The sequence below is a fragment of the Stenotrophomonas sp. FR010 genome (assembly GCF_047520755.2).
Classification (GTDB): domain Bacteria; phylum Pseudomonadota; class Gammaproteobacteria; order Xanthomonadales; family Xanthomonadaceae; genus Stenotrophomonas; species Stenotrophomonas sepilia.
Window position 1 is genome coordinate 181598 of the sequence record NZ_JAXBQT020000004.1, and the last position, 25204, is coordinate 206801.

At 67.5% G+C, this 25204-nt stretch carries 22 protein-coding genes; 16 read left to right on the forward strand and 6 right to left on the reverse strand.

What is annotated here, in order from left to right:
• Window positions 1-269 precede the first annotated feature (269 nt).
• The 6 genes from dapE to map are packed head-to-tail and all read right to left on the reverse strand — an operon-like array spanning window position 270 to window position 7160.
• Window positions 270-1397 (reverse strand): succinyl-diaminopimelate desuccinylase, encoded by a 1128-nt coding sequence (gene dapE / locus ACM0PK_RS05640; protein WP_065177428.1) that lies wholly within the window; start codon window positions 1395-1397, stop codon window positions 270-272.
• Window positions 1394-1765: an arsenate reductase gene (locus ACM0PK_RS05645; RefSeq protein ID WP_170944942.1), complete on the reverse strand. Its 372-nt coding sequence runs from the start codon at window positions 1763-1765 to the stop codon at window positions 1394-1396. The genes dapE and ACM0PK_RS05645 overlap by 4 nt, the downstream gene beginning before the upstream one ends.
• A gap of 31 nt (window positions 1766-1796) precedes the next feature.
• The gene (locus tag ACM0PK_RS05650) at window positions 1797-2663 is read right to left on the reverse strand and encodes a hypothetical protein (RefSeq protein WP_414606882.1); all 867 of its coding nucleotides are present in this window, start codon (window positions 2661-2663) and stop codon (window positions 1797-1799) included.
• Window positions 2664-2665: 2 nt separating this feature from the next.
• Window positions 2666-3745, reverse strand: a complete 1080-nt coding sequence (dapD, locus tag ACM0PK_RS05655; RefSeq protein WP_414606883.1) for a 2,3,4,5-tetrahydropyridine-2,6-dicarboxylate N-succinyltransferase — start codon at window positions 3743-3745, stop codon at window positions 2666-2668.
• The gene (locus ACM0PK_RS05660; protein ID WP_495498517.1) at window positions 3745-6354 is read right to left on the reverse strand and encodes a [protein-PII] uridylyltransferase; all 2610 of its coding nucleotides are present in this window, start codon (window positions 6352-6354) and stop codon (window positions 3745-3747) included. Before ACM0PK_RS05660 ends, dapD begins: the two co-directional genes overlap by 1 nt.
• A 20-nt stretch (window positions 6355-6374) precedes the next feature.
• Window positions 6375-7160, reverse strand: a complete 786-nt coding sequence (gene map / locus ACM0PK_RS05665; RefSeq protein WP_032955117.1) for a type I methionyl aminopeptidase — start codon at window positions 7158-7160, stop codon at window positions 6375-6377.
• Between the two features lie 230 nt (window positions 7161-7390).
• Between map and ACM0PK_RS05670 the strand changes: the two genes are divergently transcribed.
• The 16 genes from ACM0PK_RS05670 to bamA all read left to right on the forward strand — a co-directional run bounded on the left by ACM0PK_RS05670 (window position 7391) and on the right by bamA (window position 25113).
• Window positions 7391-7921, forward strand: a complete 531-nt coding sequence (locus ACM0PK_RS05670) for a Csu type fimbrial protein (RefSeq protein ID WP_414606885.1) — start codon at window positions 7391-7393, stop codon at window positions 7919-7921.
• Window positions 7921-8670, forward strand: coding sequence for a fimbrial biogenesis chaperone (locus ACM0PK_RS05675; RefSeq protein WP_414606886.1), 750 nt, complete (start codon window positions 7921-7923; stop codon window positions 8668-8670). Before ACM0PK_RS05670 ends, ACM0PK_RS05675 begins: the two co-directional genes overlap by 1 nt.
• 7 nt (window positions 8671-8677) lie before the next feature.
• Window positions 8678-11050 carry a fimbria/pilus outer membrane usher protein gene (locus ACM0PK_RS05680; RefSeq protein ID WP_414606887.1) on the forward strand — a complete coding sequence of 791 codons (2373 nt, stop codon included), beginning with the start codon at window positions 8678-8680 and terminating at the stop codon, window positions 11048-11050.
• Window positions 11047-12084: a Csu type fimbrial protein gene (locus ACM0PK_RS05685; protein ID WP_414606888.1), complete on the forward strand. Its 1038-nt coding sequence runs from the start codon at window positions 11047-11049 to the stop codon at window positions 12082-12084. Before ACM0PK_RS05680 ends, ACM0PK_RS05685 begins: the two co-directional genes overlap by 4 nt.
• A 152-nt stretch (window positions 12085-12236) precedes the next feature.
• On the forward strand, window positions 12237-12455 hold the full coding sequence (locus tag ACM0PK_RS05690) for a hypothetical protein (RefSeq protein ID WP_072166940.1): 219 nt from the start codon (window positions 12237-12239) through the stop codon (window positions 12453-12455).
• Window positions 12455-13153, forward strand: a complete 699-nt coding sequence (locus tag ACM0PK_RS05695) for a fimbrial biogenesis chaperone (RefSeq protein WP_111201413.1) — start codon at window positions 12455-12457, stop codon at window positions 13151-13153. Before ACM0PK_RS05690 ends, ACM0PK_RS05695 begins: the two co-directional genes overlap by 1 nt.
• A gap of 219 nt (window positions 13154-13372) precedes the next feature.
• On the forward strand, window positions 13373-14179 hold the full coding sequence (rpsB, locus tag ACM0PK_RS05700) for a 30S ribosomal protein S2 (RefSeq protein ID WP_005408748.1): 807 nt from the start codon (window positions 13373-13375) through the stop codon (window positions 14177-14179).
• A 124-nt stretch (window positions 14180-14303) separates the two neighbouring features.
• The gene (gene tsf, locus ACM0PK_RS05705; protein ID WP_053463562.1) at window positions 14304-15179 is read left to right on the forward strand and encodes a translation elongation factor Ts; all 876 of its coding nucleotides are present in this window, start codon (window positions 14304-14306) and stop codon (window positions 15177-15179) included.
• A gap of 247 nt (window positions 15180-15426) precedes the next feature.
• On the forward strand, window positions 15427-16962 hold the full coding sequence (locus tag ACM0PK_RS05710) for a GGDEF domain-containing protein (protein WP_005415855.1): 1536 nt from the start codon (window positions 15427-15429) through the stop codon (window positions 16960-16962).
• Window positions 16963-17082: 120 nt separating this feature from the next.
• Entirely contained in the window at window positions 17083-17811 is a 729-nt protein-coding gene (gene pyrH / locus ACM0PK_RS05715) for a UMP kinase (protein ID WP_005415854.1), read from the forward strand.
• A gap of 96 nt (window positions 17812-17907) precedes the next feature.
• Window positions 17908-18462 (forward strand): ribosome recycling factor, encoded by a 555-nt coding sequence (frr, locus tag ACM0PK_RS05720; RefSeq protein WP_061480180.1) that lies wholly within the window; start codon window positions 17908-17910, stop codon window positions 18460-18462.
• Between the two features lie 5 nt (window positions 18463-18467).
• Window positions 18468-19235: a polyprenyl diphosphate synthase gene (gene uppS / locus ACM0PK_RS05725; RefSeq protein ID WP_111201414.1), complete on the forward strand. Its 768-nt coding sequence runs from the start codon at window positions 18468-18470 to the stop codon at window positions 19233-19235.
• On the forward strand, window positions 19232-20068 hold the full coding sequence (locus ACM0PK_RS05730) for a phosphatidate cytidylyltransferase (RefSeq protein WP_061480179.1): 837 nt from the start codon (window positions 19232-19234) through the stop codon (window positions 20066-20068). Before uppS ends, ACM0PK_RS05730 begins: the two co-directional genes overlap by 4 nt.
• Window positions 20069-20070: 2 nt before the next feature.
• Entirely contained in the window at window positions 20071-21261 is a 1191-nt protein-coding gene (locus tag ACM0PK_RS05735) for a 1-deoxy-D-xylulose-5-phosphate reductoisomerase (protein WP_072166812.1), read from the forward strand.
• A gap of 55 nt (window positions 21262-21316) precedes the next feature.
• Window positions 21317-22675, forward strand: a complete 1359-nt coding sequence (gene rseP, locus ACM0PK_RS05740; RefSeq protein ID WP_061480177.1) for an RIP metalloprotease RseP — start codon at window positions 21317-21319, stop codon at window positions 22673-22675.
• A gap of 74 nt (window positions 22676-22749) precedes the next feature.
• A complete protein-coding gene (gene bamA, locus ACM0PK_RS05745; protein ID WP_111201417.1) occupies window positions 22750-25113 on the forward strand; it encodes an outer membrane protein assembly factor BamA in 2364 nt (787 codons plus the stop codon).
• The last annotated feature ends 91 nt before the right edge of the window (window positions 25114-25204 follow it).

A 25204-nucleotide genomic window follows, 5' to 3' on the forward strand; every position in this document is an offset into this window, starting at 1 on the left:
GGTTTTCTGGTGTCCGGGCGTGTGTTGCTGTCTATCTACCCAGGGCGCAGTCCCGCATCGGCCGCGCACGATTATTCGCGCGCAGATTATTGCGGTTGTTGTTATTGACGGCGGTGGCCAGGCGGATCGACATGGCATCGACCCTACCCCGGTTTCCGGCACGGCGCAACCGTTGCGTTGGCAACCAGGTGAAGGTGTGCCGACCAACGGTCGGCACCCAGCAGTCGGCACCCACAGGGGTAGCGCCGGGCCGTGCCCGGTGCCATGCCTCACACCAGCAGCCGCTCCACCAGCCGCTGGTACAGCCCCGGCAGTGCTTCCAGATCGTCCACACGCACGTTCTCGTCCACCTGGTGGATGCTGGCGTTGACCGGCCCCACTTCGATGCACTGCGCGCCCAACGGCGCGATGAAGCGCGCATCGGAGGTGCCGCCACCAGTGCTCTCCTCAGGGGCACGACCGATGTGCTCGGCCAGCACCGCGCGCGCGGTGGCGCGCAGGGTGCCTTCCGGGGTGTAGAACGGTTCGCCGCTGCGATGCCACTTCAGCGTGTACTGCAGGGCATGCCGATCCAGCAGCGCGGTGATCTCCGCTTCCAGTTTCGGCGCATCCCAGTGCGGGTTGTAGCGGATGTTGAAATCCACCTCGAGCTCGCCGGGAATCACATTGTTGGCGCCCGTACCGGCATGGATGTTGGAGACCTGCAGGCTGGTCGGCGGGAAACTCTCGTAGCCGTCATCCCAGCGCCGTGCGCTCAGCTCGGCCAGGGCGGGCGCCGCCTGGTGGATCGGGTTGCGTGCCTTCTCCGGGTACGCCACATGGCCCTGTACGCCCTGCACCCGCAGCTTGGCCGACAGGCTGCCACGACGGCCCACGCGCAGCAGGTCACCGAGCGTCGCCGTCGACGACGGCTCGCCGGTGATGCACCAGTCGATGCGTTGGCCGCGCTCGGCGAACAGCCGTGCGACGTGGCGCACGCCATCGATGGCATCGCCCTCCTCGTCGCTGGTCAGCAGCACCGCCAGCGTGCCGGGATGATCGGGATGCGCGGCCACGAACTGCTCGGCGGCCACCACGAACGCCGCCACGCTGCCCTTCATGTCGGCGGTGCCACGGCCGTACAGCACGCCGTCACGGATCTGCGGCGTGAACGGGTCGCTGGCCCAGGCCTCGCGCGGGCCCGCCGGCACCACGTCGGTGTGGCCCAGCAGCACCAGCACCGGCGCGCCCTGGCCATGGGTCGCCCACAGGTTGTCGACCTCGCCCAGCCGCAGGTGATCGCACTGGAACCCGGCCTGCTTCAGGCGTGCCGCCAGCAGTGCCTGGCAGCCGGCATCGTCCGGCGTCACCGAGGGCCGTGCGATAAGTTCGCAGGTCAGGTCGAGGACCGCGCTCATGCGTCACCCACGCCGAAGCGGGCCTTGAAGCCATTGTCACTGAAACCCTGGCTGACCGTGCCGTCGGCGGTGACCACCAGCGGGCGCTTGATCAGCTGCGGGTACTCGCGCAGCAGCAGCTTCCATTCCGCCTCGGAATCTGCGGCCTTGCGGTTGTCCGGCAGCTGCCGCCAGGTGGTTGAGGACCTGTTGACCATCGCGGCCAGGCCACCCAGCTGCTCAGCCCACGCCAGCAGTGTTTCCGGGCTCGGCTTGTTGTCGCGGTAGTCGACGAAGGTGTACGGCACGCCGAAGCGGTCCAGCCACTTGCTCGCCTTCTTGCAGGTATCGCAATTCTTCAAACCGTAGACAGTGGTACTCATGGCCATCTGTGATGCTGGAAAACAGAGGCCCAGAATCTCACAACAGGCGCTCGGACACGACCCGGAACGGTACCCTTGGCAGCCGGAAGGCCAGCCCCTCGTGCAGCGCCACGTCCATCGCCTGCAGGCGCGGGCACTGCAGTTCGCCTTCCAGCTGCAGCGGCTGCAGGCTGTCGACATCCACCTGCAGTGCGATGCGGGTGCTGGCCCAGCGCCGGTCACAGGTGCGCGCAATGGCCTCGTCCTGGCAGGTCAGGAAGCGCAGCAGGGCCTGATGGCCCCCGAAGGCCCCCCGCCACGCCCCGTCCTCCCAGCCCGCAGCGGCCCGCCACTGCAGGTGCAGCGCAGGCGCACTCCCCTGCCCGCCTTCGATCAGGGTGTGCCCATCGCCATCGACGCGCACCACATGCTCGAAGCGCGTGGACAGGTGTGGCTGCATGGCATCGCTGAAAGCGCGCGCGCCGGCGACGAAGGCCAGCTGGTCCATCACGTTGCGATCGAACAGCACGACCGGGGTCCCGCCCGGATCATCGTCACGGCGCAGGTACCAGCGCCAGTTGCTCTGCCCTGGCGACGGCATCAGGCAGCGCAGCGGTCCCGCCAGCGCCGGCCCGAAGTGGCCATGGCGATAGCTGAGAACGGTGTAAGGCGTGCGTCCTGCATGGACCACGTAGTGATGGCCACGTGGCGCTGGCGGGGCATGGCGCACATCGACCCACCAGCTCGCGTAGACCACGTCGCGCACGTCGCTGACCAGCACCGGCATCGGCCAGCGCCGTGACAGTGCCCGGCGCAACCGGGTCCAGCGCGGAGCGTGCAGCAGGCGCGGCAGCATCCGTCCGAACGCGTTGTCGGACGGATGCCGGTAGATCGCGGACTGCGCCAGGTCCTCCGGCGCACTCACCTTCAGTCGGCCAGGCCGCGCAGCAGGTCGTTGACGCTGGTCTTGCTGCGGGTCTTGGCATCAACCTGCTTGACGATCACCGCGCAGTACAGCGAGTGGGTGCCGTCCTTGCTCGGCAGCGAGCCGGACACCACCACGCTGTACGGCGGGATGTAGCCGTAGCTGATCTCGCCGGTGGCGCGGTTGTAGATGCGGGTGCTCTGGCTGAGGAACACGCCCATGCCGATCACACTGTGGTGGCCCACCACCACGCCCTCCACCACTTCCGAACGCGCACCGATGAAGCAGTGGTCCTCGATGATGGTCGGGCTGGCCTGCAGCGGCTCCAGTACGCCGCCGATGCCGGCGCCGCCGGACAGGTGGCAGTGCTGGCCGATCTGCGCGCAGGAACCGACGGTGGCCCAGGTATCGACCATGGTGCCTTCGCCGACGTAGGCGCCGATGTTGGTGAAGCTCGGCATCAGCACTACGTCCTTGCCGAAGTACGTGCCGCGGCGGGCGATCGCACCGGGCACAACGCGCACGCCGCCACGGCGGAACTTCGCTTCGTCATAGCCGGCGAAGCGCGATTCGACCTTGTCCCAGAACGGTGCCGGCCGTGCATCGACCACCGCCATGTCGTTGACGCGGAAATACAGCAGCACGGCCTTCTTCAGCCACTCGTTGACCTTCCAGCCGCCCTGGCCGTCCGGCTCGGCGACGCGGAATTCACCGCTCTCGAGACCGTCGATCACGCGGTTGACCAGCGGCCTGGTCGAGCCTTCCAGCTCATGCAGGGTCAACGTGGCGCGGCGCTCGAAGGCGCTTTCGATGCCGAACTTGAGTTCTTCCACGCCGGGTGCCGACGGCTTGCGCAGCGACTTGCGGGCGATGGTTTCGGCGCGGACGGCTTCGGCGCTCTTGGCCGGGGCTGGCTTCTTCACAGCACGCTTGACCGCAGCCGTTTTCTTCGCCGGGGCCTTCACCGCAGCGGCCTTCTTCGGCGCAGTGGCCTTCTTTGCGGCCGGTGCGGCTGCAGCAGGTTTCCGGGCCGCTGCGCTCTTGGGGGTCGCGGCGGTCTTCTTGGCGGGCTTGGTGGCCATCAGGCGGGGTCTCCGGCGTTTCGATCAGGGTCCAGGCAGGCCAGCATTGCGTCATGCAGCTGCTGCCGGGCAGGTTCAGTCAGGGGGAGGTCGTGTTCGTCACTGATCACGAAGGTGTCTTCGGCGCGCTCGCCGAACGTGGCAATGCGCGCATCATGCACGCGCAGGCCCTGGTTGCGCAGCACGAACGCCACGTCGGCCAGCAGGCCGGGACGGTCGGGAGCGACCAGGGCAAAACGGGTTGCGCCCGGTTCATCGCGGAACTCGATGCGCGGGGCGAAGCGGAAGTGCCGCAGTTGCCGCGGTACCACACGGCGCGACGGCCGCAGGCGCGACAGGTCACCACTGAGTGCCTCGCGCAGCGCCGCCTCCAGGTTGGCACTGCTGCCATCGGCAAACGTGTCGGCCGGGTTCACTTCGAAGGTATCGAAGATGGTATCGGCCGGACCGTCCAGCACGCGTGCGCGGTGAATGCCATAGCCCTTGCGGTCCAGGGTCATCACGATCGCGGCGAACAGGCCGTCGCGGTCGGGCGAGTGCACGAACACTTCCAGCGCCGGGTCATCCACACTGATCCGGCGCACCTTCACCAGCGCCTGGCCCTGCTTCACCGGTACCAGCGCGGCTGCCTGCCAGGCCAGCTGCTCGGGGCGCAGACGAATGAAGCCCTCATCCGGCATCACCGCGAACTGGCGATCGATGATGGCGTCGTCGTAACCCTGCTCGCGCACCAGTGCGCGCACGCTGTCACGTGCCTCGGCCACGCGTTCGGCGGCCGGTACCGGATGCTCCAGCCCCTCGCGCAGCGCGCGCCGGGTGGCGAAGTACAGGTCGGCCAACAGGCGGTCCTTCCAGGCATTCCACAGCTTCGGGCTGGTGCCGGCGATGTCGGCACAGGTCAGCAGGTACAGGTAGTCCAGGCGGTCGCGGCTGCCGACCAGGGTGGCGAAGCGATGGATCACCACCGGATCGGCGATGTCCTGCTTCTGCGCGGTCACCGACATGCGCAGATGCTGTTCGACCAGCCACGCCACCAGCTCGGTATCGGTGCCACTGAGCGCATGCGCCTGGCAGAACGCACGCGCGTCCACCGCACCCAGCTCCGAGTGGTCGCCGCCGCGGCCCTTGGCGATGTCATGGAACAGGCCGGCCAGCAGCAGTAGTTCCGGCTTGCGCAGGCGGGGCCACACTTCGTGCGCGATCGAGAAGCGTTCGTCGGCACGGCTGCTGGCGAACTGGCCGATGTTGCGCAGGACCATCAGCGTGTGCTGGTCGACCGTATAGACATGGAACAGGTCGAACTGCATGCGCCCGCTGACCTGGGCAAACGCGGGGATCCACTGGCCAAGCACACCCAGCCGCGCCATGCGCGAAAGCGTGTCGACCGGACGCTGGCCGCGCAGCAGGGACAGGAACTGCTCGCGTGCATCGGCATCGGCCTGGTCGTAGGCCGGCAACAACGGCAGCGCTTCGGCCAGCGCGCGCGCGGTCAGCGAATGCAGGCCTCGCACCTGTGGATTGTTGGCCCAGCTGGAAAACAGGGCGAACACCTGGCCGATGTCACCGCGCGGCCAGTCGGCCTCGTTGGCGGCCAGGTAGCCGCGGCGCAGGGAGAAGCCCACGGTCAGCGGTTCCGGCTGGGCCTCGCCATCGAACTGTTCCTCGAAGCGCTGCAGCAGGCGGTCGCTGATCCGGCGCACCACCAGCGCGGCGCGGTAGAAGCCCTGCATCATTTTCTCGACACCGAGATTCTCGGCATCGTCTTCGAAGCCCAGGCGCGCGGCCAGGGTCTTCTGGTAATCGAAGCGCAACCGTTCTTCCGGGCGGCGCGCGACCAGGTGCAGGCCGAAGCGCAGCCGCGCCAGCACCGCACGCTCGCGCTTCAGCGCAGCCGCTTCGTCGGCACCCAGGTGGCCCAGGCCGACCAGCGCTTCCAGGTCGCGTACGCCGAAGGCGCGCAGCGCCATCCAGCCCAGCGTGTTGAGATCGCGCAGGCCGCCGGGACCATCCTTGAGATCCGGCTCCAGGTTGTCGGCAGTGTCGCCGAAGCGCTGGTGGCGGTTGCGCAGCTCTTCCAGCTTGGCCAGGAAGAAGGCACGCGCCGGCCACAGCTCACGGTCGTCGATGGCCTCGCGCAGCGCACGGCGCGCCGCATCATCGGCCAGGATCGGACGCGCCTCGATCAGCGCGGTCAGCACGGTCTGGTCAGCCGCCGCCTCGCGGCACTGCAATGCAGAACGCACCGCATGGCTGACCGCCAATCCGCAGTCCCACAGCAGCGCGAACAGGCGTGCCAATGCCGCTTCATGCGCCCGTTGTGCGGGCGGGTCGCCGAACACCAGCAGGTCGATGTCCGAACGCGGAAACAGTTCACCCCGGCCATAGCCACCGACCGCGAACAGCGACAGGCCGCTGTCGGCCGGCAGGCAACGCTGCCAGGCCAAGCGGATCAGATGGTCGGCCGCGCGCGCCCGCAGCGCCAGCAGGCGCTCGATGTTGTCGCCCTGGTCGAAGCGGCGATACAGGCGCGCGTCGGCCTGCTGCAGCGCCTGGCGCGCGGCAGCAGCCCAATCCGGGTCGTTGAGCGACGCGGCCGGCGTGTCCAGCAGCGAACTCGCCGGCAGCATCGTCAGGAGACCTGCGACTCGCCCGGCGACAGCGTCAGCACGTCGACGCCGGTCTCGGTGACCGCGACCATGTGCTCCCACTGCGCCGACAGCTTGCGGTCCTTGGTCACCACGGTCCAGCCATCCGGCAGCACCTTGTTGTAGCGGGTACCCTCGTTGATCATCGGCTCGATGGTGAAGGTCATGCCCGGCTGCAGCACCAGGCCCTGGCCCGGGCGGCCGTAATGCACCACCTGCGGCTCGTCGTGGTAGACCTTGCCGATGCCGTGGCCGCAGTACTCGCGCACCACGCTGAAACGCTCGCCTTCGGCATAGCTCTGGATGGCATGGCCGATGTCGCCCAGGGTGGCGCCCGGGCGCACCGCGCGGATGCCGCGCCACATGGCTTCGTACGTGGTTTCCACCAGGCGGCGCGCCATCACCGACGGGGTGCCGACGAAGTACATGCGGCTGGTGTCGCCGTGCCAGCCGTCCTTGATGACGGTGACGTCGATATTGATGATGTCGCCATCCTTGAGCACCTTCCCTTCGCTGGGGATGCCGTGGCAGATGACATTGTTGACCGAGGTGCACACGGTCTTCGGGAAGCCGCGGTAGCCGACGTTGGCCGGAATCGCGCCCTGCACGTTCACGATGTGGTCGTGGCAGATGCGGTCCAGTTCCTCGGTGGTGACACCGGGCTTGACGTGGGGGGTGACGATGTCGAGCACTTCGCTGGCCAGGCGGCCGGCGATGCGCATCATCTCGATTTCCTGCGGGGTTTTCAGATTCACGCTCATGGCACCCATTATCGCCGATCCGGCCGCAATCTGAACGAACGCCACCCAACTGCCGATCCGGGTGATGCACGGTTCCGGCAAGGAAAGTGAAAGCGTGATGGTCTCCGCTCTTTCGTCTGCCTAATTATCACGGATTACAGACACTTACGCCTCCTAAGCTGCACTCACCGTCGTCAAAGCGGCACCGAACGTGCCGTCTTCGCCTTGTTCAACGGACCTTCGGGTTAGGGAGGTTGTTCATGCGATCCCCAGTTCGATCCCCGCTGGCATGGGCCGTGGCCGGGTTCCTGCTGTCCAGCCCGGCACTGGCCGCCGACACCACCACCTTCAATGTCACCCTGGTGGTCACCAAGGCCTGCACCATCACGGCGGCGGCCGCCACCAACGTGGACTTCGGCACCGCGGCCTCGACCACCACCACGCCCACCCTGGGCCAGGGCACGGTGACCGCGCAGTGCTCGGCACTGACCCCGTACACGATCTCGCTGAATGCGGGCGCCAATGCCAGCACCGCCAACGACGTCACCACCCGGCGGATGAAGAACACCAATGCAGCGGTGACCGCCAACAACTATGTTGGCTACCAGCTCTACCAGGATGCCGCACATACCCTGGTCTGGGGCGCCACGACCGGCACCAACACCCAGGCCGGCATCGGCACCGGCCTGGCCGTGCCCTACATCGTCTACGGCCAGATCCTGAACCTGAGCACCAACAACCCGGCCGCCGGTAGCTACCTGGATACGGTTACCGCCACGATCACCTATTGATGGAGCACGCCCGCATGGCCGGATCCCGCCCGTGGCGCGCCACCGGCGTGGCGCTGCTCGCCCTGTACCTGCTTGCCATCGCGGCCGCCGGCGCCACCAGCCTGCAGGTGGCCCCGACCAGCCTGCAGCTGGAAGCCCGCCAGCGTGCCGGCGAATTGTGGCTGACCAACAGCGGCACCTCGCCGGTGAAGCTGCAGGTACGCGTGTTCCGCTGGGTGCAGCAGGACGGCCAGGAACAGCTGCTGCCCACCGATGCGTTGATGGCCACCCCGCCGATGCAGGAACTGGCCGCCGGACAGCAGCAGCTGGTGCGGGTCATGCGTGCGGACAAGGAACCGCCAGCGGCACAGCAACATTACCGCCTGATCGTTGACGAGGTGCCCGACCTGGCCATCCGCGCGGGTGGCATGCAGTTCGTCCTGCGCTATTCGATCCCGGTGTTCGTGCAGCCCTCGGCCGGCACGCTGGCGCCGCAGCTGCAGGCCCGGCTGGCAAAGCTGGCGGACGGCCGCAACGGCGTCGAAGTAGCCAATTCGGGCAACAGTTACGCTCAGATCGCCGATCTCGCGCTGGGCAGCGCCACGCGCCCACGCATCGTCCATCCCGGGCTGCTGGGCTACGTACTGCCCGGCCAGGTGATGCGCTGGCCGATCGAACGCACGGCGATCGACCGCGACAACGACCAGATCACGGCCAAGCTCAATGGCGAGTCGGAACAGACGCCACTGTCGCCCCCACCGGCTCGCTGAGGCCATGATGGGCGCGTTGCTGGCTGCCCTGGTTCCCGCGGCGACCGAGGCCGCCGATGTGTCCGGCGTGGCCACGGCGGCTGATGTGTCCGGCATGTCGGCCGATGCGATCCTGCCCCCCCCCACCCCGCTGACCGCCAGCCAGACGCTGTACCTGGATGTGTCGCTCAACAGCACGCCGCGCGGCCTGCTGCCGTTCACCGAGAACCGTGGCCGGCTGCAGGCCAGCCCCGAAGTGCTGCGCCAGCTCGGCTTCAACGCCAGCGGCGATGCACCGGTCTACCTGGACCAGATCAGCGGTGCGGTGGTGCGCTACGACGCCCACATGCAGACCTTGGCGCTGGACGTGCCGCTGGACCAGCTGACACTGCCCACCACCGTGCTCAGCCGCCCGCAGACGCGCGCCCCCACCGGCAGCGCCTCGCCCGGCGTGCTGCTCAACTACAACGTCTACGGCAGCCGGGTGGACACGCTCGGCAACCTCAGCCTGAGCTCGGAGCTGCGCGTATTCGGTATCGGCAATGGCACTTTCGAGAACACCGCCATCAGCCGCCGCTACCAGCAACCCGGCGACCGCCATTGGCGCGGCGAGAGCGTGCGCCTGGACACGCGCTGGAGCCTGGATTTCCCCGATAGCGCAACGACCCTGGAGATCGGCGATTTCTACAGCGGGTTCGTCGACTGGACCCGCCCCGTGCGCCTGGGTGGCCTGCAGATCGGCCGCAACTATGGCCTGCAGCCCTACCGCGTGCTGACGCCCACGCCGAGTTTCCTCGGCCAGGCCGTGGTGCCCTCCACGGTCGAGCTGTATGTCGATGGCCTGCGCCAGTACAGCGGGCAGGTGCCGGTCGGTCCCTTCCAGCTCGCAGCACAGCCCGGCATCAGCGGCACCGGCAACGCGCAGGTGGTGGTGACCGACGCATTCGGCCGCATGCAGACGCTGGACTTCAGTTTCTACGGCACCCAGCAGCTGCTGGCCAAGGGCCTGTCGGACTGGTCGGTCGGCGTCGGCCACCTGCGCCGGGATTTCGGCGAGCGCTCCTTCGCCTATGACGATCGCACGGTGGCCAGCGCCAGCTGGCGCGGCGGTGTCACCGACACGTTCACCGGCGAGGCGCATGCCGAAGGCGGCGGCGGCCTGGCCCAGGGCGGCATTGGCGGCTGGTGGTTGCTCGGCGCCGCCGGCGTGTTCAATGCCGCCTATGCGCACAGTGACTACCACGGCCTGCAGGGTGGGCAATGGGCGCTGGGCTACAGCTGGAACAACCGTCGCTTCAACGTCAATCTGCGCCGCGTGCGCAGCCACGGCGACTACCGCGACCTGGGCGCGCTGCAGGGCAACCTGCCACCAAGCATCAGCGAGCAGGCCACGGTCGGCCTGGACCTGCTGCGGCTGGGCACGCTCAGCGCCAGCTATCTGCGCCTGCGCTACCCCAACGGCGACGACAACCGCTATGCCAGCCTGTTCTGGTCGCGCACCTGGAGCCAACGCTGGTCGGCCTACCTGTCGGTGAACCAGAACCTGGACCGCAGCGATGACCGCAGCATCTACCTGTCGATGACTGCCAGCCTGGGCAACAATCGCCAGGCCAGCCTCTCCAGCCAGCGCAACGGCGACAGCCAGAGCTGGGTCGCGGACGTGACCCAGCCGGTGCCCGGCGATGGCAGCGCCGGCGGCGTCGGCTGGCGCGCGCAGCTGCGCCACGGCGAGGACGGCAACGGCGGCCTGGCCGAGGTCGGCATCCTCAACGATGTCGGCCGCTATTCTTTCGGTGCCTCGCGCCAGGGCGGGCTCAACTATGCCTACGCCAGTGCCAGCGGCAGCCTGGTGTGGATGGGCGGGCACGCCTTCGCCACGCGCGAGGTATCCGATGCGTTCGCGGTGATCAGCACCAATGGCGTCGGCGGCGTCCCGGTGCGGCTGGAGAACCGCTTGATCGGTGTCACCGACGATCGCGGCCTGTTGCTGGTCAGTCCGTTGCTGTCCTGGCAGCGCAACCGGGTCTCGATCGACACCCTGGACCTGCCCGAAGACATGCGTGCCGACCGCATCGAGGACTGGGTCACGCCGCGCCAGCGCGCCGGCACCCGCGTGACCTTCCAGCTGCGTTCGCGGTCGTCACTGAGCCTGACCCTGCTGGCGATGGACGGCCAGCCTCTGGAGGCGGGCAGCGAGGTGCAGCTGCCTGACGGTCGCCAGGCCACGGTCGGCTACGACGGCCTGCTCTATCTGGAAGATGTCGCCGCCGGCAGCGTGCTGTACGTCACCACCAGCCATGGCCCGTGCCGGGTGAAGGTACCGGACCCGCCCAAGGTGGTGGCGTCCGGTGCCCGCCCGAAGCCGGCACCGCAGCAGTGCATTCCGGAGGTGGCGCCATGAGGGTGCCGCTGCTCGTCCTGCTGCTGTGGGCCGGCCTGCTGGCAGCGGCGCCGGCCGGTGCCACCGCGGTCTGCACGGCGGTCGCCAATCCGACCCTGCCGTTCGGCAACATCAACAGCAATGCACCCGGCCCGAGCACGGCCAACCTCAACATCACGGTGACCTGCACCACCGCCGCGCTGAGCCTGCTGGCCACCACCGGCGTGCGCGTCTGCGTGGGCATCGGCGCAGGCAGTGGCGGCGGCAGCAGTTCCACGTTCCGCACGATGGCCACCTCCACCAGCGACACGATGAACTTCCAGCTATATAACAACGCCAGCTTCGGCCAGGTCACTGGCCTGGTCCCGCGCGGCACGCCGCCAGCGCAGGAGCTGACCATGAGCTACAACGTACCGCTGCTGACCGGCGGCAGTGGTGCGCAGACTGTGCAGCTGTTCGGTCAGATTCCGGCCAACCAGGTCCTGGCCTCCGGCGCGTACAGCAGCACCTTCAGCGGCGCCAGCGTGGTGCTGACCTGGGCCTGGAACGAAGTCCTGCTCGGCACCGCCACCGTTCCCGCCACCTGCAACGGCGGCGCCACCGGTACCAACAGCGCGAGCGCGGCCTTCAGTTTCACCGCCACCGCCAACGTGCTGCCGCAATGCGGCAGCTACGTCACCACCAACATGAATTTCGGCAACGTCACCGGCGGCATCCCGGCCAACATCGACCAGACCGCCACCCTGACCCTGACCTGCCTGAAGAACACCGCCTTCCAGGTCGGCCTGAACAACGGCCAGAACAATCCCGCCGCCACCACCACCCGGCGCATGGCCACCACCATCGGCAACAGCACCTATTACCTCCCCTACGAGCTGTACCGGGATCCGGCACGAAGCCAGCGCTGGGGCAACACCCTGACGGTCGACACGGCCAGCAGCACCGGCACCGGAAGCGCACAGCAGCTGACCATCTACGGCCGGGTACCGCCGGTCACCGGCCAGCCCCCGGCCGGCACCTACAACGACCTGGTGACGGTGACGATCACCTACTGACCTGCGTGCCGACCAACAGTCGGCACCCACCGGACGAAGGCCGTGCCGAGCGCGGGCTCGGCGCTACAGTTGCGGCGCATCCGGCCGATACCGCGCAGCGAGTCTTTCAGCACGGTGGGTGGCAGTTGGTTCGCGCATTTCTGATCGGGGCGATGCTGGTCGCCAGCACGCCGGCCCGCGCCGAACCGCGCAGCACCACGCTGCAGATCCGGCTGACCGTGGTCGAATCCTGCAGCGACGATGCCGGCGCTCCCCGTTGCGCGGCGCCACACCAGCGCAGTGACGACGCCAAGGTGCCGCCCCAGGTCCGCGACCTCGCACCACCGACGACAGACGACAGCGCAATGCCCTCCGTGACCCTCATCTACTGATGCGCGCGCTGCTGATCCTGCTTGGACTGCTGCTGGCGCAGCCCTCGGCGGCGCTGGAGCTGTTGCCGACCACCCTGCAGCTACCCGCCGAAGGCGGCCGCGCCGAACTGTGGCTGCGTAATCCGGGGCCCGGCCGCTGGCAGGGCCAGGTGCAGGTGCTGGCCTGGGAGCAGCAACTGGACGCCGAACGACTGCAGCCCAGCGACCGGATCCGGGTCAGCCCTGCGCGGCTGGACCTGCCCCCTGGCAGCACCCAGCGCGTCTGGCTGCTGCCAGGCGGTCCGCCAGCATCCGTGGGTGAACAGGCCTATCGGATCGTACTGGCGCCGGCCCTGCCGGGATTGCCCCGCTACTCGCTGCCGTTGTTCCGCGGCCCAGCGGCGCCGGCGCTGCATGCCCGGCTGCAGGCCCGCGTCGAGGCACATGGGCCTCAGGCCATGCTGCGACTCAGCAATTCCAGTACGCTGCGTGGCCGCCTGCACGATCTGCGATTCATAGCGGCCGACGGCCAATCGTCGCTGCTGGTGGCCGGGCTGGCCGGCTATATCCTCGCAGGCCATGAACGCCGCTGGCCCCTGCCTGCCCGCACCGATGGCTATGTGGGCGGCCACTTCCGGGCCCGCCTGCAGGACGGCCGCGAGGTCGATCTGGCCGCATCTGACCCTGCAATTGCAGCGGACGCCCCCAGCGGGCTATAATCGACCGGATTCCTGCCGCCTGCGTGCGCGGGAGCCCGTCCACACCGGACGTCACCGGTGAATCCACACCTGCTGCCCCCATCCGTGCCGGGGTGCTCCGCGAGGAGTTCGGCCACGGAGGCAACAGGGAAGCCCAACCCCGGAACCGATCGCGCTTCCAAGCGTCCCGCATACCTATCCCGCGGGCGGAATCGCTGGTTCCATATCAGGAGTATTGCAATGCCCCAGGTCACCATGCGTCAGATGCTGGAAGCCGGCGTCCACTTCGGCCACCAGACCCGCTACTGGAACCCGAAGATGGCTCCGTACATCTTCGGCGCCCGCGGCAAGATCCACATCATCAACCTGGAAAAGACCGTCCCGCTGTTCAACGATGCGATGAACTTCATCTCGTCGGTTGCCCAGAAGCGCGGCACCGTCCTGTTCCTGGGCACCAAGCGCAGCGCCCGCGAAACCATCAAGGAAGAAGCCGAGCGTTGCGGCATGCCGTTCATGAACCAGCGTTGGCTGGGCGGCACCCTGACCAACTTCCGTACCGTCAAGCAGTCGGTTGCCCGCCTGAAGGAACTGGAAGCCGGTGAAACCGACGGCACCTTCGAGAAGCTGGTCAAGCACGAAGTGCTGGGCCTGCGTCGCGAGCGCGACAAGCTGGAAGCCTCGCTGGGCGGCATCAAGGACATGAACCGCCTGCCGGACGCCATCTTCGTGATCGACATCGGCCACGAAGACATCGCGATCAAGGAAGCCAAGAAGCTGGGCATTCCGGTCATCGCCGTGGTCGACACCAACTACAACCCGGAACTGGTGGACTACGCCATCCCGGGCAACGACGACGCCATCCGCGCTGTGCAGCTGTACGCCCGCGCCGCTGCCGACGCCGTGCTGGAAGGCAAGGCCGCTGCGCCGCACGCCGCTTCGGTGCGCGAGGAAGAGTTCGCGGAAGCCGCTGCTGAAGGCGAAGAGAAGCCGGCCCGCCGCGCTCCGGCCAAGAAGGCTGCCAAGAAGGGCGACGACGCCCAGGCCTGATCCAGGCCCGGGTGGACGCCCAGCGTCCACCCTCCCTGCACGCAGCCCCTGGCGCGTGACAGGACCGTGTCACACGGGCCGGCCACCATGCCGGCCCAACCCCTTTCTTTCGTGAGGTAATCCCGTGGAAATCACTGCTTCCCTGGTCAAGGAACTGCGCGAGCGCACCGGCGCCGGCATGATGGAATGCAAGAAGGCGCTTACCGAAGCCAACGGCGACATCAACGCCGCTGCTGAAGCCATGCGCAAGTCCGGCGCTGCCAAGGCCGACAAGAAGGCTGACCGCGTGGCCGCCGAAGGCCGTCTGGGCCTGGCCCAGGACGGCGGCAAGGCCGTGCTGGTCGAAGTCAACTCGGAAACCGACTTCGTTGCCAACGATGACAACTTCAAGTCCTTCGTCAACGCCGTCGCCGCCGCTGCCCTGGCATCGGGCGCCAATGACGTCGAAGCCGTGAAGGCCGCCACGCTGGCCGACGGCCGCACCGTTGAAGAAGCCCGCGCCACCGCCGTGCAGACCCTGGGCGAGAACATCCAGATCCGCCGCATGGTCAAGGTCGACACCACCGGCAACATCGGTGCCTACGTCCACACCAACGGCAAGGTCGGCGTGCTGGTCGACCTGATCGGCGGCGACGTCGAGCTGGCCCGTGGCCTGGCGATGCACGTGGCCGCGCTGAAGCCGCCGCACAACAAGGCTGCGGACGTTCCGGCCGAGTTCGTCGAAAAGGAAAAGGAAATCGAGCTGGCCAAGATGACCGAGAAGGACAAGGCCAAGCCGGCCGACATCCTGGAAAAGATCATCAGCGGCAAGATCAACAAGATCGTCAGCGACGTGACCCTGTACGGCCAGACCTACGTGCTGGGCGACACCACCGTCGAGCAGGTGGTCAAGGCCGCTGGTGCGGACGTGGCAGGTTTCAAGCTGCTGATCGTCGGCGAAGGCATCGAAAAGGTGGTGGAAGACTACGCCGCCGAAGTTGCCAAGGCGATGCAGGTCTGATTCCAGCCCTCCGGCTGTGAAGCGACCAGAAGGAGCCGCGGGAAACCGCGGCTCTTTTTTTATGCCCACTCCACCCGTGGGTGACCACAACCGAGGGTGCGCACACCCGTCCCGGCACCTTTGCGTTGCGCTCGAATCAAGCCGATACTCAGTCGCAGGGAATCCTCAGTCACTTAGCAGGAACGAAAATCGCGGACTGTGATGCATTCCTAGGTATTCTTGTCCCAATGGAATTGAACGACCCGACATGCCTCCCGAGCTGACAGCTGCCCTGGCGCTCTGCCGCAACCTGCCTTCGCCACCCGGTATTGCCCTGCGCATCATCGAACTGGCTCAGGACCCGGAAGCGGACATCGCCACCGCCGCCGACATCATCGCCATCGACATGGCGCTGAGCGCTCGCATGCTGCGCATCGCCAATTCGCCGCTGTATGCCAGCCGCCGCCGCATCGAGAACCTCGGCCAGGCGCTGACCATGCTGGGCCTGAACGCCACGATCAGCCTCGCCCTCGGCTTCACCGTCACCCAGGGCCTGACCGGCGGTGGCGCCGATCATGACCTGCGCCAGCGCGCGTGGAAGCGCAGCATCCTCAGTGCCCTGGCCGCCAGCCAGCTGGGCCAGGCGCGCGGCCTGCGCCGGCTGGAGGAGCTGATGCTGGCCGGACTGCTGCAGGACCTGGGCGTGCTGTGCCTGGCCCAGGCCGAGTCGGAGCGCTACCTGCCACTGCTGCGCGAGGCACGCGACAACATCGACCTGGTTTCCCGCGAGCGCGAGGCGCTGGGCTGCAGCCACGCCGACGTCGGCGCCTGGGTGGCCGAGCAATGGGGCCTGCCACGTTACCTGGTGGAGAGCATCAGCCACAGCGAGGACGAGGACGCCGCCGAATCGCCATTCCAGGCCTGCGTGCAACTGTCCGGCGCAGTGGCCGACATCTGGCTGGATAACGATGCCGATGCCGCGCGCGAGCGCGCACTGCAGCAGGTGCACGACCGCCTGGAGCTGGACAGCGCGCGCTTCGACCAGGTGCTGGCCCGCATCAGCGAGGCCCTGCCCGACATCGCCAGCCTGTTCGATGCCGGCCTCAATTCGCCGGCGCGGGTGCGCGAGCTGATCGATCACGCGCAGGAACTGGCCACGCTGCGCAACCTGCGCGAACTGCAGGATGCCGACCAGGCACGCCGCCGTGCCGACGAATTCGAGGCGCGCGCCAAGCGCCTGGCCGACCAGGCCCATCGTGATGCATTGACAGGCGTGCTCAACCGCCGCCAGCTGGAAGCGGTGCTGGAGCAGGAATTCCTGCGTGCCGGCCGCCAGGGCTGGCCACTGTCGGTGGCCTTCATCGACCTGGACGACTTCAAGAAGATCAACGACGCCCACGGCCACCTGACCGGCGACGAGGTGCTGCGCGCCTTCGCCGGCAAGCTGCAGGGCCAGTTGCGCAACAGCGACACCGTGGCCCGCTTCGGCGGCGAGGAGTTCGTCGCGCTGCTGCCCAACACCAGCGAAAGCGTGGCCCTGGACGTGATCCGCCGGGTGCTGGCCAACATCGTCGCCACGCCGATGGCCGAGCTGGAGGGTGGTCCGCTGTTCGTCACCTTCTCCGCCGGCGTGGCCACCCAGGGCGGCTACGAGCGCTTCGCCGACGTCCAGGACCTGCTGCGCGCCGCCGACGACGTGCTGTACCGCTCCAAGAACCTGGGCCGCAACCGGGTGATCGCCCGCTCGCCGGGGGCGCTGGGCCATGACGAGCTGTCGGCCACGGCCAGCGCCGAACTGGGCTGAACGGGGCGCCCCGGCCGACCGGGCGAACCACCGGATTCTGCGCCGCAGTGCACAAAACACTTTGGCACAACGCCGCATGCGCGTAGAATCGCCCGCGATTTCCACGCACCCGAGGTCCCCATGTCCAAGCTCGCCTATCGCCGCATCCTTCTGAAACTGTCCGGGGAGGCGCTGATGGGAGACGAGGACTACGGCATCGACCCGAAGATCATCAATCGCCTCGCCCGTGAGGTCATCGAAGCCCAGCAGGCCGGTGCCGAAGTGGCGCTGGTGATCGGAGGTGGCAACATCTTCCGCGGCGCCGGTCTGGCCGCCGGCGGCATGGACCGCGTAACCGGCGACCAGATGGGCATGCTGGCCACCGTCATCAACGCCCTGGCCATGCAGGACGCCCTCGAGAAGCTGGGTGCCAAGGCCCGGGTGATGAGCGCGATCAAGATCAACGACGTGTGCGAGGACTACATCCGCCGCCGCGCCATCCGCCACCTGGAAAAGGGCCGCCTGGTGATCTTCGCTGCCGGCGTCGGCAGCCCGTTCTTCACCACCGACTCCGGCGCCGCCCTGCGCGCGATCGAGATCGGCGCCGACCTGCTGCTGAAGGCTACCAAGGTCGATGGCGTGTACGACAAGGACCCGAACAAGCACAGCGATGCGGTCCGCTTCGACAGCCTGAGCTACGACGAAGTGATCCGCCGCGGCCTGGAAGTGATGGACACGGCGGCCTTCGCTCTGGCCCGCGACAGCGACCTGCCGATGCGCGTGTTCGACATGGGCCAGCCGGGCGAACTGCTGAAGATCCTCAACGGCGCGAACATCGGCACCCTGGTCCAGGGCCGCGACCCGGCCTGAGCCTGAGCGCAAAGCGACAACCGGGCCGATTCAGGCCCGGCAGCGTCCCGTATTCGCCTATAATCGCCCGATTCCAGATACATCCAGGACCGGGCGATGCTCAACGACATCAAGAACAACGCGCAGACGCGCATGGCCAAGAGCATTGACGCTCTGAAGCACACCCTCACCTCCATCCGGACCGGCCGCGCCACCCCGGCCCTGCTGGACCGCGTGACGGTCAGCGCCTATGGCAACGCCAGCACCCCGCTGAACCAGGTCGCGTCGATCTCCAACGCCGACGCGCACTCGCTGCTGGTCACCCCGTTCGACAAAGGCATGATCAAGGAGATCGAAAAGGGTCTCTACAACGCCGAGTTCACTCCGAACACGCTGGGCACTGCGATCCGCATCAACATGCCGCCGCCGACCGAAGAGCGCCGCAAGGAGCTGGTCAAGCAGGTGCAGAAGGAAGGGGAAGGCGCCAAGATCGCGATCCGCAACATCCGTCAGGACGCGAACAAGGAAATCGCCAAGCTGGTCAAGGACAAGGCGATCAGCGAAGACGAGAAGAAGCGCGGCGAAGACGACATCCAGAAGCTGACCGACGCCAACATCAAGGACGTCGACAAGGTCGTTTCCGACAAGGAAAAAGAACTGCTGTCGGTCTGAAGTCGATGCCTTCAGTCCCGCCTCCGTTGCCTGCCTCCCTGCCCCGCCACATTGCCATCATCATGGATGGCAATGGGCGTTGGGCACAGCAGCGCCGTCGCCCCCGCGTGATCGGCCACCGTGCCGGCGCGCGCGCGGTCAACCGCACCATCGAGCGCTGCCTTGAACTGGGCGTTCCGGCGCTGACCCTGTTCGCCTTCTCCAGCGAGAACTGGGGCCGGCCGCAGGAGGAAGTGGACGCGCTGATGAAGCTGTTCCTCGGTGCACTCGACCGCGAAGTGGACGAGCTGCACCGGCGTGGCGTGCGCGTGCGCTTCATCGGCGAACGCGAGCGCTTCGGCGCCGGGCTGGTCAGCCGCATGCAGCTGGCCGAGCAGCGCACCGCCGACAACACCACCCTGACCCTGTCGATCGCCGCCAGCTACGGTGGCCGCCAGGACATCGCCCGCGCCGCGCGCGCCCTGGCCATCGAAGTGGCGGCCGGTCGCCTTCTGCCCGAGCAGATCGATGAATCGCTGCTGGGCAGCCAGGTGGCCCTGGCCGACCTGCCGCCGCCGGACCTGTTCATCCGCACCGGCGGCGACACCCGCATCAGCAACTTCCTGCTGTGGCAGCTCGCCTATACCGAACTGTGGTTCACCGAGGCCCTGTGGCCGGACTTCGACGCCGGGCAGCTGCAGCAGGCGCTCGACGCCTATGCCGGTCGCGAGCGTCGTTTCGGCCTGACCAGCGCCCAGATTGCCGCACTGGCCACCGAGACTTCCAGCCCATGACCAAGACCCGAGTCCTTGCCGCGCTGATCATGGCGCCGCTAGCCATTGCGGCGATCCTGCTGCTGCCTACGCAATGGCTGGCCGCCGCCGCCGCCGCCGTGCTGCTGATCGGCCTGTGGGAATGGCTGAAGCTGGCCGGTATCGAAGACACCCTGGCGCGCACCGTGCTGCTGGTGCTGAACCTGCTGCTGATGGTGCTGCTGGTCTGGGCCGATGGCAGCACCCTGGTCCTGTTCCAGATAACCACGCTGGCCGGCGTTGCCTGGTGGCTGGCCGCGCTGGTCTGGTTGCGCTTCTTCAACTTCGGTGCGCAGCCGTCGGCACCCTCGCGGATCCTGAAGATGCTGGCCGGTACCCTGGCCATCGTGCCGGCGTGGGCCGCGCTGGTGCTGATCCATGCCGGCGGCGATCCGCCGGGCCAGCAGGGCCACCTGTGGCTGCTGGCTGCGCTGGCGCTGGTGTGGGCGGCCGACTCGGGCGCCTATTTCGCTGGCCGCCATTTCGGCAAGCACAAGCTGGCGCCGCGGATCAGCCCCAACAAGACCTGGGAAGGCCTGTTCGGCGGCCTGCTGGCCGGTGTCGCCGTGGCCCTCGGCCTGGGCTGGCTGGCTGGCATCGATGCCGCACACCTGCCCGGCCTGTTGATCACCGCGGTGGTGGCGGTGTTCGCCTCGGTCCTGGGCGACCTGTTCGAGAGCCTGATCAAGCGCCATGCCGGCGCCAAGGACTCGGGCCACCTGATCCCGGGCCACGGTGGCGTGCTCGACCGGGTCGACGGCGTCCTCGCCGCCGTGCCGGTGTTCGCGCTGGGCAAGGAAATCTTCGGGTTCTGACCATGAATGCAGCTGCAGACCTGCGCCGGGTCGCCGTGTTCGGCGCTACCGGCTCGATCGGCGCCTCCACGCTGGACGTGATCGCCCGCCACCCGCACCGCTACCAGGCCACGGTGCTCGCTGCCGGCCGCCAGGTGCAGGCGCTGCTGGCGCTGTGCCGCCAGCACAGACCCGCGCACGCGGTGATCGCCGACGCATCGCTGTTCGCCGAGCTGCGTGACGGCCTGCGCGAGGCCGGACTCACCACCGAGGCTCATGCCGGCCAGGCCGCGCTGGACCAGCTGGCCGCCAGCGATGCCTGCGATACCGTGGTCGCGGCCATCGTCGGCGCGGCCGGCCTGTCCTCGACCCTGGCTGCCGCCGCCGCCGGCAAGCGCATCCTGCTGGCCAACAAGGAATCGCTGGTGCTGGCCGGCGAACTGCTGACCCGGACGGCCGAACGTGCCGGTGCCGAAATCATCCCGATCGACAGCGAGCACAGCGCGATCTTCCAGTGCCTGCGCTCGCGCGATGCCAGTGTCGACGGCGCCGGCGTGCGCCGGATCCTGCTGACCGCCTCCGGCGGCCCGTTCCGTGGCCGCAGCCGCGCCGAACTGGCCCAGGTCACCCCCGCCCAAGCAGTTGCCCACCCCAAGTGGTCGATGGGGCCGAAGATCTCGGTCGATTCGGCGACGTTGATGAACAAGGGCCTGGAAGTCATCGAGGCCCACCACCTGTTCGGCGTGCCCGGCGAGCGCATCGAGGTGCTGGTGCACCCGCAGAGCCTGGTCCATTCGCTGGTCGAGTTCGTCGATGGCTCGACCCTGGCCCAGATGGGCCTGCCGGACATGCGCACCACCCTCGCCGTTGGCCTGGGCTGGCCGCAGCGCATCGAATCGGGCGTGGCCGGGCTGGACCTGCTGGCCCAGGGCCGCCTGGATTTCGAGGCCCCGGATACCGACGCCTTCCCCTGCCTGGCGCTGGCCTGGCAGGCGATGCAGGCCGGCGGCACCGCGCCGGCGGTGCTGAACGCCGCCAATGAAGAGGCGGTTTCAGCGTTTCTTCAGGGCCGGATCGGTTTCCTGACGATCCCGGAGCTGGTTGCTAACGCTCTTTCAACACTGCCGACCCAGCCAGCCGATACACTGGAGGTCCTGTTGTCCGCCGACCAGCGGGCACGCCAGCTCACCCTGAACGCCATCGACGCCGCCTGAACGACCGCCTCGCCCAGCATGACGCCGCCGCCCTTGCCCACCACTGTGAGCCTGCATGACTGACTTCATCGGATCGGTCTGGTGGATGATCGTCAGCCTCGGGCTGCTGGTCACCTTTCACGAGTTCGGGCATTACTGGGTCGGGCGCCTGTGCGGGGTCAAGATCCTGCGTTTCTCGGTCGGCTTCGGCCGGCCGCTGTGGTCGCGCCGCGACCGGCACGGCACCGAGTTCGCCATCGCCGCCATCCCGCTGGGCGGTTACGTGAAGTTCCTCGACGAACGCGAGGTCGAAGTCCACCCGCACGAGCGCGGCCAGGCCTTCAACCACAAGACCGTCTGGCAGCGTATCGCGATCGTTGCCGCCGGCCCGATCGCCAATCTGCTGCTGTGCATCCTGCTGCTGTGGGCGATGTTCGTGATCGGCAAGCAGGATTACTCGCCCACCATCGGCCGTGTCAGCGGCATCGCCGCCAGTGCCGGCCTGGCCAGCGGCGACCGCGTGCTGCGCGTAGACGACCGCCAGGTGGTCACCCTCGGCGAGGCCAGCATGGCGCTGACCGCAGCCGCGATGGACCGCCGCGACGTGAAGCTGGAAGTGCTGGATACGGCCGATCAGGTACGCACGCGCACCCTGCCGCTGTCGCAGCTGCCGGCGGGTTTCGATGAGCGGCGGGTGCCGATCCTGGCTGGCCTGCACTGGCAGTCGTGGCTGCAGCCGGCGCAAGTGGAGTCGCTGACTGCGGACTCCGTGGTGGCAGGGCAACTGCAGCCAGGCGACCTGATCGTGGCCATCGACGGCCAGCGCATCGACAGCGTCGACCAGGTGATCGGCGAGATCCAGGCCCTGGGCCGTGCCGGCGGGCCGGGAATGATCGAGGTCCTGCGTGGCGGCGAGCGCCTGGCGCTGGAAGTCACCCCGCGCCAGGGCAAGGACGGCAAGGGCAATCCGGTCTGGCAGATCGGCGTCGGCTTCCCCACCAGCTACAGCCCCGCCTATGACACGCTGCTGCGCTATGGCCCGCTGGATGCGGTGACCGTGGCGGTGCGCGAGACCGGCCGCCTGGCCGCCGACTCGCTGGGCATGATGGGTCGCATCGTGACCGGCAAGGCCTCGCTGCAGAACGTTTCCGGGCCGGTCACCATCGCCCGCGTGGCCAATGTCTCGGCCAAGCGCGGCCTCGACTGGTTCCTGCAGTTCCTTGCCCTGCTGTCGCTCAGCCTGTGCATCATCAACCTGCTGCCGATCCCGATCTTGGACGGCGGCCACCTGCTGTATTACCTTATCGAGTTGGTCAAGGGCAGCCCGCTGAGCGAGCGTGCCATCGCCGCCGGCCAATACATCGGCCTGGCGTTGCTGGCCGGGCTGATGGGGTTGGCGTTCTACAACGACATCCTCGGCCTGGTCCCGCGATGAACTTTTCCACGTTGTTGCCGTCTACAGCGTCGGCATCCCGCACCAATGAAATCGACCTTCCTACCGGACGTGACATGACGCGACTCCCCAATCGCCGCCTGCTGGCCCTCGCCCTCGCCGCCGTCACCGGCGCTCCCGCCCTGGCCCAGGCAGCCGAGCCCTTCACTGTCAGCGACATCCGCGTCGATGGCCTGCAGCGCATCAGCTCGGGCACGGTGTTCACCTACCTGCCGGTGGAACGCGGCGAGACGATCACCGACAACAAGGTCGGCGAGACGATCCGCGCCCTCTACAAGACCGGCTTCTTCGAAGACGTGCAGCTGGACCGCCAGGGCACGATCCTGGTGGTGACCGTCAAGGAACGCCCGGCGATCAACAAGCTGACCGTGACCGGCAACAAGGACATCAAGTCCGACCAGCTGCTCAAGGGCCTGTCCGACATCGGCCTGACCGAGGGCGGCACCTTCGATCGCCTGAGCCTGGACCGCGTGACCCAGGAACTGCGCCGCCAGTACAACGACCGTGGCAAGTACAACGTCGACATCACCCCGACGGTGAGCCCGCTGGACCGCAACCGCGTGGACATCGCCATCGCCATCAAGGAAGGCAAGGCCGCCAAGATCCGCCACGTCAACCTGGTGGGCACCGAAAAGTTCGAGAGCAAGGACATCCTGGAGACCTGGGAGTCCAAGGAGCACAACTGGGCGTCGTGGTACCGTCGTGACGACCAGTACTCCAAGGAAAAGCTGTCCGGCGACCTGGAAAAGCTCAACTCCTGGTACCTGGATCGCGGCTACGTCGATTTCAGCATCGATTCCACCCAGGTCTCGATCAGCCCCGACAAGCGCGACATGTTCCTGACCGCGGGCGTGACCGAGGGCGCGCAGTACAAGATCTCCGAGATCAAGGTCAGCGGCGACACCATCCTCCCGCAGGAGGACGTCGAGCGCATGGTGATCCAGAAGTCCGGCGACACGTTCTCGCGTGCCCTGCTGGAATTCAGCTCGGACACCATCACCAATTCGCTGTCCAACATCGGCTACGCGTTCGCCAAGGTGAATCCGATCCCGACCACCAACCGCGCCGAGCAGACCGTGGCCATCAACATGCAGGTCGTGCCCGGCCCGCGCGTGTCGGTGCGCCGCATCCTGTTCCGCGGCAACACCCGCACGTCCGATGAAGTGATGCGTCGCGAAATGCGCCAGTTCGAGAACAGCTGGTACTCGCAGGCCGCGATCGACCGCTCCAAGATCCGCCTGCAGCGCCTGGGCTACTTCGAATCGGTGGAAGTGGAGACCCCGGCCGTCAGCGGCAGCAACGACCAGGTCGACGTCGTCTACAACGTCAAGGAAACCACCTCGGGCAGCTTCGTGTTCGGCCTGGGCTACTCGCAGTCCTACGGCATGACCACGTCGGTGCAGCTGTCGCAGAACAACTTCCTCGGCGGCGGCAACCGCGTGTCGGTCGAAGCCTCGCGCAGCAGCTACCTGCAGCGCTACGGTTTCAGCTACACCAACCCGTACTTCACCGATGACGGCGTGTCGCTGGGCTACAACCTGTCCTGGCGCGAACTGGATTACTCCGACTTCAACACCGCGCAGTACAACAGCACCAACGGTGCCGCGCAGGTGGTGTTCGGCGTGCCGCTGACCGAGACCGACACCGTCTCGCTGATGTTCGGCATCGACAGCAACCAGATCACCACCTACGAAGGCTCGACCCCACCGTCGATCATCGACTACATCAACGCGGTCGGTCGCCGGACCTTCCATGCCTGGCGCACCGAGCTGGGCTGGGCGCGCGACTCGCGCAACGACTACTTCATGCCGACCCGCGGTACTTACCAGCGCATCGGCCTGGAAACCACGCTGCCGGGTTCGACCATCGAGTACTACAAGCTGAACTACCAGATCAGCAAGTACTGGCCGATCATGCCGTCGCTGGTGATCAACACCCGCGCCGAAATCGGCTACGGCGATGCCTACGGCAAGGATTACAGCCGCACGTTGACTGAAACCGATGGCACCGTCCGCACCGTGACCGCCAGCGGCCTGCCGTTCTTCGAGAACTTCTACGCCGGCGGTACCAACTCGGTACGCGGCTTCGAGGACAACACCCTCGGACCGCGCGAAGTCACCCGCGGCTACCCCGAAGGGCAGCCGCTGGGTGGTTCGCTGAAGACTGTCGGTTCGGTCGAAGCCTACTTCCCGCGCCTGTTCGACAGCCCGTCGGCGCGTGTCTCAGCCTTCGTCGACTTCGGCAACGTCTACACCGGCGTGGACAACTTCAAGGCCAACGAGCTGCGCGTGTCGACCGGTGTCGCCCTGCTGTGGCGCGCCCCGGTCGGCCCGATCTCGATCAGCTATGCCTTCCCGCTGAAGAAGGAAGACGGCGACAAGATCGAGCGGCTGCAATTCACGTTCGGTGGCCAGTTCTGAGGAACTCTGTTCCTCAGAACTGACCCACCTCCGGTGAATTGCCCCCCGCATTCACCTATTCCCGCGCCGCTACGCATGCCATCCATGGCAT